This is a genomic window from Mangrovibacter phragmitis (assembly GCF_040429585.1).
Classification (GTDB): Bacteria; Pseudomonadota; Gammaproteobacteria; order Enterobacterales; family Enterobacteriaceae; genus Mangrovibacter; species Mangrovibacter phragmitis.
In genome coordinates this window covers 623,852-638,679 of record NZ_CP134782.1, presented here as the reverse complement: position 1 = coordinate 638,679, position 14,828 = coordinate 623,852, and the positions used below count along the sequence as shown (strand labels likewise).

Here is a 14,828-nt window from a genome sequence, read left to right as displayed (position 1 = left end):
TAAATTCATAATATTATGCCGTTTTCCGCAAGAATCCATGTGGTTTTCGGGTCTATTACACTGGCGGGTTATGATCCATATCAAATTCTACTCTATAATGCTTTGTTAGTATCATCTCGCCGAATTAATTAAGAGAGAGTTAGTGTGAAAGCTGACAACCCTTTTGATCTTTTACTACCACCTGCCATGGCAAAAGTTGCCGAAGACGCAGGTGTTTATAAAGCAACTAAGCATCCGCTAACGACTTTCTATTTAGCGATTACTGCGGGTGTATTTATCTCAATTGCGTTTGTCTTTTATATAACCGCAACCACCGGTACTGCTGGTATGCCGTTCGGTGTTGCAAAATTGATAGGCGGGGTGTGCTTCTCACTGGGGCTTATTCTGTGTGTCATTTGCGGCGCAGATCTGTTTACTTCAACCGTGTTGATTGTTGTAGCCAAGGCAAGTGGGCGCATCACCTGGGGTCAACTGGCCCGTAACTGGTTAAATGTTTATGTCGGTAACCTCGTTGGTGCACTACTCTTTGTATTGCTGATGTGGCTGTCCGGTGAATATATGACCGCGAATGGTGCCTGGGGGTTAAATGTACTCCAGACTGCGGACCATAAATTACATCACACTTTTGTTGAGGCTGTTTGCCTTGGCATCCTGGCAAACCTGATGGTCTGTCTGGCTGTCTGGATGAGCTATTCTGGTCGTAGCCTGATGGATAAAGCGTTCATTATGGTATTACCGGTAGCGATGTTCGTCGCAAGCGGCTTCGAGCACAGTATTGCAAATATGTTCATGATCCCGATGGGAATCGTGGTTCGTAACTTTGCCAGCCCGGAATTCTGGTCTGCTGTTGGCCTGACTCCGGAACAATTTCCTCATCTGACTGTGATGCATTTCATCACTGATAATCTTATCCCGGTAACAATAGGTAACATTATTGGCGGTGGCTTGTTAGTTGGATTGACGTACTGGGTAATTTACCTGCGTGGCGGCGACAAGCATTAAGTCAATGCTAAGCAGTAAATAAGAAATCCACATTAGAAGGTAGGTGTTACATGTCCGAGCTTAATGAAAAATTAGCCACAGCCTGGGAAGGTTTTGCAAAAGGTGACTGGCAGAATGAAGTTAACTTACGTGACTTCATCCAGAAAAACTACACCCCGTATGAAGGTGACGAAGCGTTCCTGGCCGGTGCGACTGACGCGACTACCGCGCTGTGGGACAAAGTCATGGAAGGTATCAAAATCGAGAACAGCACTCATGCGCCTGTTGATTTTGATACCAACGTAGCTTCCACTATCACTTCTCACGATGCTGGTTACATCAACAAAAGCCTGGAAAAAATTGTTGGCCTGCAAACTGACGCTCCGCTGAAACGTGGTCTGATTCCGTTCGGCGGCATCAAAATGATCGAGAACTCCTGCAAAGCGTATGACCGCCAGTTGGATCCTCGCCTGAAACAAATCTTCACTGAATACCGTAAAACTCACAACCAGGGCGTGTTCGATGTTTACACTCCGGACATCCTGCGTTGCCGTAAAGCAGGCATCCTGACTGGTCTGCCTGATGCTTATGGTCGTGGTCGTATCATTGGTGACTACCGTCGTATCGCCGTTTACGGTATCGACTACCTGATGAAAGACAAATTTGCTCAGTTCACTTCTCTGCAATCCAAACTGGAAAACGGCGAAGACCTGGAAGCAACCATTCGTCTGCGTGAAGAAATCGCTGAACAGCATCGCGCCCTGGGCCAAATCAAAGAAATGGCAGCTAAATATGGTTGCGATATCTCTGTTCCGGCTGCAAACGCTCGTGAAGCTGCACAGTGGACCTACTTCGGCTACCTGGCTGCCGTTAAATCACAGAACGGTGCTGCAATGTCCTTCGGTCGTGTGTCCTCTTTCCTGGATATCTACATCGAACGTGATATCAAAGCTGGCCGCCTGAACGAACAAGAAGCACAGGAAATCATCGACCACCTGGTGATGAAACTGCGTATGGTTCGTTTCCTGCGTACTCCTGAATATGATGAACTGTTCTCTGGTGACCCGATTTGGGCAACTGAATCTCTGGGCGGTATGGGTCTTGATGGCCGTACTCTGGTTACCAAAACCAGCTTCCGTTTCCTGAACACCCTGTACACCATGGGGCCGTCTCCGGAACCGAACATGACCATTCTGTGGTCTGAAAAACTGCCACTGAACTTCAAAAAATTCGCTGCAAAAGTTTCCATCGACACGTCTTCTGTTCAGTACGAAAACGATGATCTGATGCGTCCTGACTTTGACAACGATGATTACGCTATCGCTTGCTGCGTAAGCCCGATGATCGTTGGTAAACAAATGCAGTTCTTCGGTGCTCGTGCTAACCTGGCTAAAACGCTGCTGTATACCATCAATGGCGGCGTTGATGAAAAACTGAAAATGCAGGTTGGTCCGAAAACTGAACCGCTGAAAGGCGACGTTCTGAACTTCGACGAAGTTATGGATCGTATGGATCACTTCATGGACTGGCTGGCAAAACAGTATGTCACCGCTTTGAACGTAATCCACTACATGCATGACAAATACAGCTACGAAGCCTCTCTGATGGCTCTGCATGACCGTGATGTTATCCGCACCATGGCTTGTGGTATCGCTGGTCTGTCTGTTGCAGCTGACTCCCTGTCTGCAATCAAATACGCCAAAGTTAAACCTATCCGTGACGAAGACGGTCTGGCTGTTGACTTCGAAATCGAAGGTGAATACCCGCAGTTCGGTAACAACGACCCGCGTGTTGATGACATGGCTGTTGACCTGGTTGAACGTTTCATGAAGAAAATTCAGAAACTGAATACCTACCGCAACGCTATTCCGACTCAGTCTATCCTTACCATCACTTCTAACGTTGTTTATGGTAAGAAAACGGGTAACACTCCGGATGGCCGTCGTGCAGGCGCTCCGTTCGGTCCTGGCGCTAACCCAATGCACGGCCGTGACCAGAAAGGTGCAGTTGCCTCTCTGACCTCCGTTGCTAAACTGCCGTTCGCTTACGCGAAAGATGGTATCTCTTATACCTTCTCTATCGTTCCGAATGCTCTGGGTAAAGACGATGAAGTGCGTAAAACTAACCTCGCAGGCCTGATGGACGGTTACTTCCATCATGAAGCGTCTGTTGAAGGTGGCCAGCACCTCAACGTTAACGTTATGAACCGTGAAATGCTGCTTGATGCGATGGAAAATCCGGAAAAATATCCGCAACTGACCATCCGTGTTTCTGGTTACGCTGTACGCTTTAACTCTCTGACTAAAGAACAGCAGCAGGACGTTATCACCCGTACCTTCACCCAGTCCATGTAATGGCTGAGGCTTCGCCTTCCAGCCTGGACGCTCCCCTTCCCGGTAATGCCGGGAAGGATAAAGTAACGGCGGTACTACAACCTGGAAGATGAAGGGTATAAAATAAAGGCTCCACTCTGGTGGGGCCTTTCTTATAAACCGCACCTCCTCTGTGAGCCCGTTTTGCAAGCTGACTCTGCTTAAGGCCAGCTCGCAAAACAGACTCGACGTGGCGTCTACAGATTGACCACGCTAAACGCGCCTGAACATTTCAGGCCCGAACGGGAGAATACATCGCAATGTCAGTAATTGGTCGCATTCACTCCTTTGAATCCTGCGGTACGGTCGACGGCCCGGGCATTCGCTTTATCACCTTTTTCCAGGGCTGCCTGATGCGCTGCCTTTACTGCCATAACCGTGATACCTGGGATACCCACGGCGGTAAAGAAGTCACCGTTGAAGACTTAATGAAAGAAGCCGTCACTTATCGCCATTTTATGAATGCTTCAGGCGGTGGTGTCACTGCATCTGGCGGCGAAGCAATCCTTCAGGCAGAGTTTGTGCGCGACTGGTTCCGTGCTTGCCGGAAAGAAGGCATTCACACCTGTCTGGATACCAATGGCTTTGTAAGGCGTTACGATCCAGTGATTGATGAACTGTTAGATGTTACGGATCTCGTCATGCTCGATTTGAAGCAAATCAATGACGATATTCACCAAAATCTGGTCGGTGTCTCTAACCAGCGGACAATGGAATTCGCCCGTTATCTTGCCAAACGCAAGATTAACACCTGGATTCGCTATGTTGTGGTTCCTGGCTGGTCAGACGATGATGACTCTGCTCACCGTCTGGGGGAGTTCACCCGCGATATGGGCAATGTAGAAAAAATTGAACTCCTGCCCTACCACGAGTTAGGCAAACACAAATGGGTGGCAATGGGTGAAGAATATAAGCTTGATGGCATCAAACCACCCAAGAAAGAAACCATGGAGCGTGTGAAAGGGATTCTGGAGCAGTACGGGCATAAAGTGATGTACTGAGTCTGTATTCGCGCGCACTATTCACAAATACAGATAACACCCTTTTAAGCCAGCACCGGAATCGCTCCGGTGGGTGTAGCACAAAAGCCTCTGCAATGCAGAGGCTTTTTGTCGTGAGGGCTACTCATGCATGTGCAACAGGGGTTGGATGTTCTCCGGCCTTACGCAACAACATCAGCAAGTAGATGAACGCCACAGAGCCAATAGTAATAAACAGCAGGCTGTCGGAGTAACGTTGCATCAGCGTAGCCGTTAACGCGGGCCCCAACAGACTGCCAACGGTATAACTAAGCAACAGAGCCTGATTCATTGAAACCAACTGGTGTGGACCAACACGCTCACACGCCCAGGCCATCGCAACCGGGTATAGTGTGAACCCGGCAGCGCCAAGGATAAACAGAGCAGGAGCCAGTGCAGCCTGAGACAACATGGCGACACAGGCAATAATAACGATAAACACCTGCACACGCAGGACCAGCAAACGCCCATATCGGTCCGCCAGGCGCCCAACCGGCCACTGCCCTACAATACCGGCACTCACCATCAGAGCCATCCAAAAACCCGTTTGTGCATCGGTATAATTCTGGTGATTCAGCCACAACGGCATTAAGCCATACAACGAACCAAGTACCACTCCAGAAATAACGCAGCCGTTTACACCAAGGCGAGCCTGGCGCAGCCGTAACATGCTAAATACTGGCGTGGCCTGGTGATTAATATTTTCCATCGCCGTAATGCGGGTAAAAAGTAGCGGTAATATTCCTGACATGACAAGTGCCACTGCCCACGGCAGAACACTGATCAGCGCCGTATCCACTTTACTGACCAGTAGCTGCCCAATGACGGTTCCCACGTAATACACCATCATGTATGCCGCCAGCAGTCGGCCACGATTAGCCGAAGTCCCACTGCACATCAGTGCACTTTCAACGACCACCCACAGCAGTGCACAACCAATGCCAGCGATAAAGCGCCATACAGACCATGACCAAAAACCGACTGTGAGACCGAGACCTGCACTGCCAATCGCGAAAATAATTGCGGCAAGATAGTAGCTGCGGTTAAACCCCAGGCGTTTAATCAACCATCCGGCCAGCACCGTACCCAGTAAATTCCCGGAAAAATAGGATGAACTGACGATTCCCACTTGCCAGACAGGCAATTGCTCATGGGCAAGCCAAAGCGGAACAAGTGTGTTCAGAACAGCAATCGCCAGAGTCAACAAAAGTAGCCCACAGAGCAATAATTGCACTGGGCGAGAATAGGTACGCATTAAAGTAAAACCGTGAGGGAGGCCACAAAGTGAGCGCATCATGCCACTGAAAAAAACAAAGTCAATATCACTGCTAACAGCAGGTGTACAAGAATAATCCATTAATTCAGATTTCTTATGATAACCTCATGGTAAGTTTTTTTATTTACACATAACACACTGTTTTATTTTAATAAAAAAGAAATTAACAGAACGGATAATATCAAAAATTTCATGGAATAATTTACCTTGCTTCTTCCTCGATTTTACCCATTCCAGAGCAGGTTCTGCGCAAGCAAACAACCGCCGCCGTTTATACCCGAAGCGATGGAATACAGCCACTGATGTTAACTTTTTCGTTGCAAAAATCCCATTTAAGAGATATTTTCTCAAATAAGAGATACAGAGATAAAAATCATGAATAACACCTCAGTACAAACACTGGCGACATCTCTGCGAAACTTGCGTATCGCGCGCGGTTTAACACTACAACAATTATCTGACCAGTGCGGTGTCAGCCGCGCAAGCTTGTCACGTATTGAAAATGGGGAAGTCAGCCCAACAGCGGATACACTGGGGCGACTTGCCAGTACCTACTCCCTGCCCATATCGCAACTGCTTGCCCCCCTGGAGCAGAATTTTACGCCACTGATTCGCCATGCCTGCCAAACCACCTGGGAAGATACTGCCAATGGTTTTCTGCGCCGTATTGTTTCACCACCAGGTGGTGAACTCAGCGTGGAAATCATTGAAGGTAACCTGCAGGCAAACCACTGCATTAATTATGCTCACCCGGCCTTTGCAGGCCATGAGCATCACCTGGTGATGTTATCAGGTTCACTGGAACTGACGATTGAAAATACCCTACATCAACTGCGCGAAGGCGACTGTCTCCGCTATCGCCTGTATGGCGGTTCACAATTTAAAACACACAATCAACCAGCACGTTACATTATCGCCATGACGAAAAGGAGCATGTAGTGACAATCACCTTATTACAGCTTGATGGTTCGGGGCTTGAACAGCACCTTGAATCACTGATCTCCCTTCTGGTTGAGAGCGTGGCACAAGGTGCATCCATCAGTTTTATCAACCCATTCAACCAGCAGGATGCACGCCGATTCTGGATTGAAAATGTAAAGCCTGATATTGAATCAGGTGAGCGGGTGCTCTTTGCCGCTTTGCTGGATGGCAACCTGCTGGGAACCGTTCAGTTGATTACCCACATGCCGCCCAACCAGCCACATCGGTGTGAAGTCGCCAAAATGATTGTGCACCCTGAGGCCCGGCGTTGCGGTATGGGGCGTGCAATGATGCAACACATCATGGAATATGCGCGGGAGCAGGGAAAAACGCTGATGACGCTGGACACCCGCACCGGTGATGCCGGTGAAGCGCTTTACCGGTCAGTCGGTTTTGAGGTTGCCGGAATGACACCGGGGTTCGCACTGGACACAGATGGCAAACACACCCATTCAACAACCTGGATGTACTGCATGTTGTAATGCCCTGCTAACAGCTACGCTTACCATAAAAAAAGCGCCCGCAGGCGCTTTTTTACTGTGTCTGGCATCAACACAGAGTGCAGACTTGATTAGCCGATATATTCCAGGCCACGCATATAAGGGCGTAATACTTCTGGTACCTGAATACGCCCATCTGCCTGCTGGTAGTTTTCCAGCACAGCCACCAGCGCCCGGCCAACAGCCAGACCAGAACCATTCAGCGTATGTACCAGGCGTGGTTTTTTCTCTGTCTTGCTGCGGCAACGAGCCTGCATACGCCGCGCCTGGAAATCCCATACGTTAGAGCAGGAAGAAATTTCACGGTAGGTATTCTGTGCCGGGATCCAGACTTCGAGATCATAAGTCTTACAGGCACTGAAGCCCATATCCCCGGAACACAACAACATCTTCCGGTAAGGTAAACCTAACAGTTGCAGAACTTTCTCTGCATGGCCTGTCATTTCTTCCAGTGCATCCATCGAATCTTCCGGGCGAACAATCTGTACCATTTCGACTTTATCAAACTGGTGCATACGGATCAGGCCACGCGTATCACGACCATAAGAGCCAGCCTCCGAACGGAAACACGGCGTGTGTGCCGTCATTTTCAAAGGCAGGGACTCTTCATCCAGAATTTCATCACGCGCCAGATTAGTCAACGGCACTTCGGCTGTCGGGATCAGTGCGTAATTACTGCTGTCTGCTTCTTCTTCCAGCGGACGTGTATGGAATAAGTCACCGGCAAACTTTGGCAGTTGCCCGGTCCCATAAAGCGTGTCATGGTTAACCAGATATGGGACATAATTTTCGCTATAACCGTGCTGCTCTGTATGCAGATCAAGCATGAACTGGCTCAGAGCACGGTGCATACGGGCAATCTGCCCTTTCATGACCACAAAACGTGAACCGGTCAGTTTTACCGCCGCAGCGAAATCCAGACCACCCAGCGCCTCACCTAAACTAACGTGATCACGAATTTCAAAATCAAACTGACGTGGCTCGCCCCAACGGAACACTTCCACATTGTCGTTCTCATCCTTACCCTGAGGAACACAATCGTCGGGCAGGTTAGGCATAGTCAGCGCGTATTCACGAATTTCTGCCAATAGTGTTTCCAACTCAACTTTGGCTTTATCCAGCGCCTCACCAAGCTTGTTCACTTCCTGGCGTAATGGCTCAATATCTTCCCCACGCGCTTTCGCCTGGCCGATGGATTTCGATCGTGCGTTACGTTCTGCCTGCAGATTTTCAGTTTCTACCTGCAAGACTTTACGGCGCTCTTCAAGCGCACGCAGCTTATCAACATCCAGCTTAAAGCCCCGGCGTGCCAGTTTTTCAGCGACTGCGTCTGGCTCATTACGCAGCAGATTGGGATCGAGCATGCTTATCCTGTGCTTTTTATCGAATTGAATTTGAGAAAAAAACCCGTGAAACGCATCACGGGCAGTGTTGATAACCTTACCGCAACGCCAGCATTAGCGGTAGCGTTTTATAGGGCTATTTTTGTCCTGTTCAGCAAGCCAGGCGAGCTTTTCGCCAATTTTGCCTTCAAGCCCACGGTTGGTAGGGTGATAATAGCGCGTTTGTGCCATTTCTGGTGGGAAATAGTTTTCGCCAGCCGCATAAGCGTTTGTTTCGTCGTGTGCGTAGCGGTACTCTTCACCATACCCCATTTCTTTCATTAACCGGGTTGGCGCATTACGCAAATGTACCGGTACGTCATAATCAGGTTGTTCCCGGGCATCATGCATTGCTGCCTTAAACGCCGTATAAACCGCATTACTTTTCGGCGCACACGCCAGGTAAACAATCGCCTGGGCAATTGCCCGTTCACCTTCAGCAGGGCCTACCCGGGTAAAACAGTCCCACGCTGAAATCGCTACCTGCATAGCTCGCGGGTCGGCATTACCAACATCTTCAGAGGCAATAGCCAGGCAACGGCGTGCAACATACAGCGGGTCACCGCCTGCTGAAATAATGCGCGCATACCAGTACAGCGCGGCATCAGGCGCAGAACCCCGGACAGACTTGTGCAGAGCAGAAATCAAGTCGTAGAAACGATCACCTTTGTTATCAAAACGGGCACTACGTTCACCGGCCACTTCGCGTAACAAACTTGCTGACAGAATGCGTTTACCGCTGGCATCGGTTTGTGCCATATCCGCCAACATCTCCAGGGTATTTAACGCACGACGCGCATCACCATTCACCAGTTCAGCAATTGCCTGACGTGTATCATCGGGTAATACGAGATTTTGACCGCCATAGCCCCGCTCACTGTCATTCATGGCCTGTAACAGTACCTGCTCAATATCGTCGGCCGTGAGCGATTTTAATAAATACACTCTGGCCCGGGAAAGCAGTGCGGAATTTAACTCAAAAGAGGGGTTTTCCGTTGTCGCGCCAATAAAGGTTACCGTGCCATCTTCAATATGAGGGAGGAATGCATCCTGTTGGCTTTTGTTAAAGCGGTGAACTTCATCAACAAACAGGATAGTACGGTGGCCCGCATGGCGGTTTTGCCTTGCACGTTCTATGGCTTCGCGAATTTCTTTTACACCAGAGGTAACAGCGGAAATGCGTTCGACATTGGCGTTGGCATACCGACCAATGACTTCTGCCAGTGTCGTTTTTCCTGTTCCAGGCGGCCCCCAAAGGATCATCGAATGCAACTGGCCCGCTTCAATCGCTTTAGGTAACGGTTTACCCGGCCCTAACAAGTGCTGCTGGCCAATATACTGCGCAAGATTTTCTGGCCGCATACGCGCGGCCAGAGGCTGGAAAACATTGTCGGAAAAATCGAGTGGCAAATTACTCACAACCGCCTCACTGACGTTGATCGTCCACCGTTACTCCTTTCGGGGGCGTAAAGGTAAACTTGCTCATATCTATCGCGCCATCTTGCTGGTTGGTGAGCTGGTAAACACTACGCTGATCATCCTGCTCAACTGCACTGAACTGGTGGATAGTCCCGCTTTGGCTAACATTAATTGTAAACTGTTTAAGGTTACCACTGCTGGTTTTCGGGGTCAGAACAAAGTCATCCCCTTGCTGTTTAACATTATATTTCTGCCAGTCAGATGACTGATTGCGGGCAATCAACATAAAAGGGGTGTTGCTGGTCGCATCTTTAAGCCATGTGGCACTGGCCTGCTCAACGAACGGGTTATAAAACCAAAGCGTTTTACCATCGGAGATAAGTTCGCTTTCATCAGGCTGAATCATATGCCAGTTGAACAAATTAGGGCGTTTAACCCACAGCTCCCCCTGCCCATCCTGAATTTCATTGCCGCTGCCATCAGTCACTTTTTGTGTGAAGCTGGCATGGAAACTGTTCACTTTATCCAGACGGCTCTTCAGCGAGCCAGCGGCATCCGCCCACACCTGAGTGACAGTAAATACTGACAATAACGCACAGGCAATAGCGATCTTTTTCATTACATATCCTCGAATAACACAATTCCAGGTGAAGTTTTTCAACTGGCTAGTCTGGCCGCAAAGCTGTCGCAATAACAGAAGAAAAAGCTGATAGTTGAATTGTTTACGCTTCTTTGCAAAAGAGCCGCAAAAGCGGCTCCCGGGGTTTGTTAACTTATTCAAACGGTGGTGGTGCCAGTACCTCGCGGTTACCATTATGGCCTTGTTCACTGACAATGCCCTGGTTTTCCATTTGCTCAATGATACGCGCCGCCCGGTTGTAGCCAATACGGAACTGCCGTTGAACACCAGAGATGGAAGCTTTACGTTTTTCAACAACAAAGGCAACAGCCTGGTCAAACAACGCATCGAGCTCTTCACCACCATCAAAACCACCTGCACCACCTTCAGACTGGCTGTCTGCAGTAATACCATCCACATATTGCGGGCGGCCACGCGCTTTCCAGTCCTGAACTACTGCATGCACTTCCTGATCCCGAACAAACGCACCATGCACACGTACAGGCAGGGTTGAATTGGGCCCGGAATAAAGCATATCCCCCATACCCAGCAAAGATTCGGCTCCCCCCTGGTCCAGAATGGTCCGGGAATCAATCTTGCTGGATACCGTAAACGCAATACGTGTTGGGATGTTTGCTTTAATCAGCCCGGTAATGACATCAACTGACGGGCGCTGGGTTGCCAGTACAAGGTGAATACCTGCAGCACGCGCCTTTTGCGCCAGGCGAGCGATAAGCTCTTCCACTTTTTTGCCAACAGACATCATCAAGTCCGCAAACTCATCTACCAGTACAACGATGTTCGGCAATTTCTCCAGTACCGGATGCGTAACATCCATACTGTCGCCAGGTTTCCAGAATGGGTCCGGAATTGGCCGTCCCATTTTCTCAGCTTCCAGAACACGCTCGTTGTAGCCAGCAAGGTTACGCACCCCCAGTGCCGACATCAACTTGTAACGACGTTCCATCTCGTTGACACTCCAGCGCAGCGCATTGGCGGCATCCTTCATATCGGTGACAACTTCGGTCAGCAAATGTGGGATCCCTTCATACACCGACAACTCAAGCATTTTCGGGTCAATCATAATAAAGCGCACATCTTCTGGTGTCGCTTTATATAACATGCTGAGGATCATGGCGTTCACACCCACTGATTTACCTGAGCCAGTAGTACCGGCAACCAGTAAGTGAGGCATTTTAGCCAGATCAGCGATAACAGGTTCGCCACCAATGTCTTTCCCCAGAACCACCGTCAGTGGTGATGGGTTTTCACGGAATTTCTGGCAGTCCAGCACTTCACGCAGGTAAACGGTCTGGCGCTTCTTATTCGGCAATTCCAGCCCAACATAAGGTTTACCTGGAATAACCTCTACCACACGTACAGCAACCGTTGACAGTGAACGGGCCAGGTCGCGTGACAGGTTAGAAATACGGGCGGCTTTTACTCCCGGTGCAAGATTTAGTTCGAACCGGGTAATTACCGGCCCTGGTGAGTAATGAACCACTTCAGCTTTAATACGGAAATCTGCCAGCCGCGCTTCCACCAGACGCGCCATCTGTTCCAGCGCAAATGTATCCACCGGCTCCACTTCTGAAGGCGGCGGGGTTAGCAGATCCAGTGAAGGCAGTGGCGTTGTTGGGCGCTGTAATGGGCGGCTGTCGCCATTTCTCATCAGAAATGGATGAATCAGACTGTCCTGGCCCGGTTGTGATGATTGAGCTACTGAAGGCCCATGCGGGTGTGCAGCCTGTGCATGCTGCTCAGTTTGTGGTGCGGAATTAACCGACTGAACCGGATGCGCATGCTGGTACCCCGGAGTTGCGACGGGCCGAGAAGGAACCGCAGCCTGAGCCGCATCAGGCGTAAAGACCGGCTCAAACGGCCCTTCAGCCACCGGATGTGTGACCGGTGCAAGAAAATCATCCACAGACACGGAATGGCGGGCGGAGGATGCATGGAAATCGTGCTGATACTCTTCCCCATAACGTGCTTGCTGTGTGGCTGCAAACTGGGCTGCTAATGCCTGTTCTTCTGCATCTTCTTCCTGCCCGTCAGGCACAGAAGCCTGTGCAGAAGCAGCATAGTCATGCTCATATTGCTGGCCGAAACGCGCCTGTTGGGAAGCAGCAAATTGCGCCGCCAGTTCAGACTGATATTGCGCATCGTCGTCTTCATTACCAGGCGAGGATCCTGCCTGGTGTTGTTGAGCATAATGTTGTTGTGCTTCACGGTGGGCCGCTTCCGCTTTCATACGGGCTTCAGCTTCACGCTGCGAAGGTAGCTTAATGCCATAAGAAGCCAGTTCACGACGGGTAGGCACACGCACACGGTTTGGCCGCGGCAATTGTGGGCCAATACCCTCTTTCACCTGCGGACGCGGAGCATCACCGGCAACACCAAATACCGGTGGGGCTATATTCACGGAGGAATCGCCATGGTGAGCACCCTGCGCTGCACCAGCAGCAACGGCTGCCGCAGTTGCACTAACTGAAAGGCCATTCGCTGTATGCGACAGACCCGTTGATGCCGGAGAGGATTGCTGTGCACGCGCTTGTGCCGCCAGTTGATCCGGATCAGGCACGGGCTCATACCATGCAGCTAACTGCTCACGCTCTTTTGCTCGCTTCGCTTCCACTTCTTCGAAGTAATAGAGAGGTGGCCGTACAGCCTTGTTGTTCACCTGGTGTTCTCCAGAGTTCTCTGGTTCCGTTGGCGGCAACTCGTCGCGCTCAGTACCGGCATTCTGGCTGTGGTACGGATTATACCCTGATTCTGTGCCTGTTATGCCCCCATCCGGTTCAGGAGCAGGATAAGACTCTTGCGGGTAAGCTGGCTGTTCAGCATCACTATAATGCTCTTCAGCATAAGGGCTCAGCGCGGACGGCGCAGGCTCAACAGGTAAGTCAGAAGCCCCTGGATACTGGGAGGGTTCACCATAGCCGCCTGGTGTTGAATACTGAGCTGGTGCAGATCCCACCGGCTCAGCGTAAGGGTCAGGAGTATAAGCTGCGCTGGCCCGCTGCACATATTCTGGCTGAGTACCCTGCGGCTCATCGGCTGCAGGTGCCATACCAGAGTAATAATCCTGCAACAGAACATCCGGTTGCCCGGCATCGCCTGGTTGCGCACTTACCATGCCCTGATCCACACCTTGCCGTGCCTGAGCATAGTGCTGATATTCGTTTTCCTGAGTGATACGGTAACCACTCAGCAGTGGGTCATTCTCGACGACTTCATTTGCCGAATCAGTTACCCGGTTACCGGAAAACAGCACATCGTCAGCCATAGCTGCAGCAGGTATTGTTGGGTCAAAATCAGAATCGTCCATCTTCTTGCCAGAAAACAGCGCTTCGTCTGTTTTTCGACCAAGCGGATTAGCAAATTTTTCACTCAACCGTTGTTTGCGTGCTAAAGCACCACGAAGAATACGCGCCCGGCGTGATGCCCTTTGCTGTGCCTTAACTGGCTCGCGTGGTTCCTCTTCATATTCGTCGTGTTCTTCATAATCGTCATACTCTTCGTCGTCATCCTGCCAGGTATCATCCCGACGCGTACGATTACTGGCGAAGGTTAAAACACCCAGTACAACTGCACCAAGTTTTTCCGCAATTGTGACCCATGACCAGCCAGTAAACAGCGTCAGGCCTGCAGCCCAGACACAAAGCAGCGCCAGTGTTCCGCCACTACTGTTGAGCAACGGCATCATTGCGGTACTCAGTAAACTGCCTATCACACCGCCTGAGGCAAAATACCAAATGTCATCAGCATTTATTGCCGCCAGCCCACATGAAGTGAGAACCAGCGCAAGTACACCAATCAACCGCAGTGAAACAGCGAAATAGTCTACGAGTTCTTCCTGCACACGGTGCCGCCACGCAAACCAGCATGCCCCGATAATAATGACAGGAATGATGTACGCCATGATGCCAAAGATGAAAAACAGCGTATCCGCTAGCCATGCGCCGGGTTTACCACATAAATTGTGGATAGGTTCATGCCATGCGGTCTGTGACCAACTTGGATCTGAGGGGTTAAAGCTCAACAACGCCACCATCAGCCAGACAGCGAACAGAGCCACCACAATCAGGATGGCTTCCAGTGCACGCCTTCCGCTACTGAGGGAAGTGAGTACAACGTCTTTTTCTTCAGTGTATTCCTGGCTCAAGAAAAACTCTCCAGGGGGGTTATGCTAAAATCGACAACCGTACCGGTTCCCCGATACGGTTGCTGTATGGATTAACAGGAGTGTAATCAAACTCAGCCGATTTTGCACCTGTCT

At 50.2% G+C, this 14,828-nt stretch carries 10 protein-coding genes; 5 read left to right on the top strand and 5 right to left on the bottom strand.

Translation table 11 applies throughout. The features are described from left to right. Positions 1 to 144: 144 nt before the first annotated feature. From focA to pflA, 3 genes are all read left to right on the top strand, one after another. Positions 145 to 1,002 (top strand): formate transporter FocA, encoded by an 858-nt coding sequence (gene focA / locus MPHASIOC01_RS02950; RefSeq protein WP_036107749.1) that lies wholly within the window; start codon positions 145 to 147, stop codon positions 1,000 to 1,002. A 50-nt stretch (positions 1,003 to 1,052) separates the two neighbouring features. Continuing rightward, positions 1,053 to 3,335 carry a formate C-acetyltransferase gene (pflB, locus tag MPHASIOC01_RS02945; protein ID WP_064599978.1) on the top strand — a complete coding sequence of 761 codons (2,283 nt, stop codon included), beginning with the start codon at positions 1,053 to 1,055 and terminating at the stop codon, positions 3,333 to 3,335. Between the two features lie 278 nt (positions 3,336 to 3,613). Beyond that, the gene (pflA, locus tag MPHASIOC01_RS02940) at positions 3,614 to 4,354 is read left to right on the top strand and encodes a pyruvate formate lyase 1-activating protein (RefSeq protein WP_353613888.1); all 741 of its coding nucleotides are present in this window, start codon (positions 3,614 to 3,616) and stop codon (positions 4,352 to 4,354) included. A gap of 124 nt (positions 4,355 to 4,478) precedes the next feature. Here the strand turns inward: pflA and MPHASIOC01_RS02935 are convergent, their stop codons facing one another. After that, positions 4,479 to 5,627 (bottom strand): MFS transporter, encoded by a 1,149-nt coding sequence (locus tag MPHASIOC01_RS02935; protein ID WP_064600273.1) that lies wholly within the window; start codon positions 5,625 to 5,627, stop codon positions 4,479 to 4,481. A gap of 396 nt (positions 5,628 to 6,023) precedes the next feature. Here MPHASIOC01_RS02935 and MPHASIOC01_RS02930 point away from each other — a divergent pair, with 396 nt between their 5' ends. After that, a complete protein-coding gene (locus MPHASIOC01_RS02930) occupies positions 6,024 to 6,587 on the top strand; it encodes an XRE family transcriptional regulator (RefSeq protein WP_064599975.1) in 564 nt (187 codons plus the stop codon). Further along, positions 6,587 to 7,111: a GNAT family N-acetyltransferase gene (locus MPHASIOC01_RS02925; protein WP_353613887.1), complete on the top strand. Its 525-nt coding sequence runs from the start codon at positions 6,587 to 6,589 to the stop codon at positions 7,109 to 7,111. Before MPHASIOC01_RS02930 ends, MPHASIOC01_RS02925 begins: the two co-directional genes overlap by 1 nt. An 89-nt stretch (positions 7,112 to 7,200) precedes the next feature. Here MPHASIOC01_RS02925 and serS read toward each other — a convergent pair whose 3' ends face one another. The 4 genes from serS to MPHASIOC01_RS02905 form a co-directional block, all read right to left on the bottom strand. Beyond that, positions 7,201 to 8,493, bottom strand: a complete 1,293-nt coding sequence (gene serS, locus MPHASIOC01_RS02920; RefSeq protein WP_064599972.1) for a serine--tRNA ligase — start codon at positions 8,491 to 8,493, stop codon at positions 7,201 to 7,203. Positions 8,494 to 8,586: 93 nt separating this feature from the next. Further along, positions 8,587 to 9,930 (bottom strand): replication-associated recombination protein A, encoded by a 1,344-nt coding sequence (locus MPHASIOC01_RS02915; RefSeq protein ID WP_353613886.1) that lies wholly within the window; start codon positions 9,928 to 9,930, stop codon positions 8,587 to 8,589. 7 nt (positions 9,931 to 9,937) lie between these two features. Continuing rightward, positions 9,938 to 10,549 carry an outer membrane lipoprotein chaperone LolA gene (gene lolA / locus MPHASIOC01_RS02910; protein ID WP_064599970.1) on the bottom strand — a complete coding sequence of 204 codons (612 nt, stop codon included), beginning with the start codon at positions 10,547 to 10,549 and terminating at the stop codon, positions 9,938 to 9,940. Positions 10,550 to 10,703: 154 nt separating this feature from the next. Then, positions 10,704 to 14,714, bottom strand: a complete 4,011-nt coding sequence (locus tag MPHASIOC01_RS02905; protein ID WP_353613885.1) for a DNA translocase FtsK 4TM domain-containing protein — start codon at positions 14,712 to 14,714, stop codon at positions 10,704 to 10,706. Positions 14,715 to 14,828: the final 114 nt, after the last annotated feature.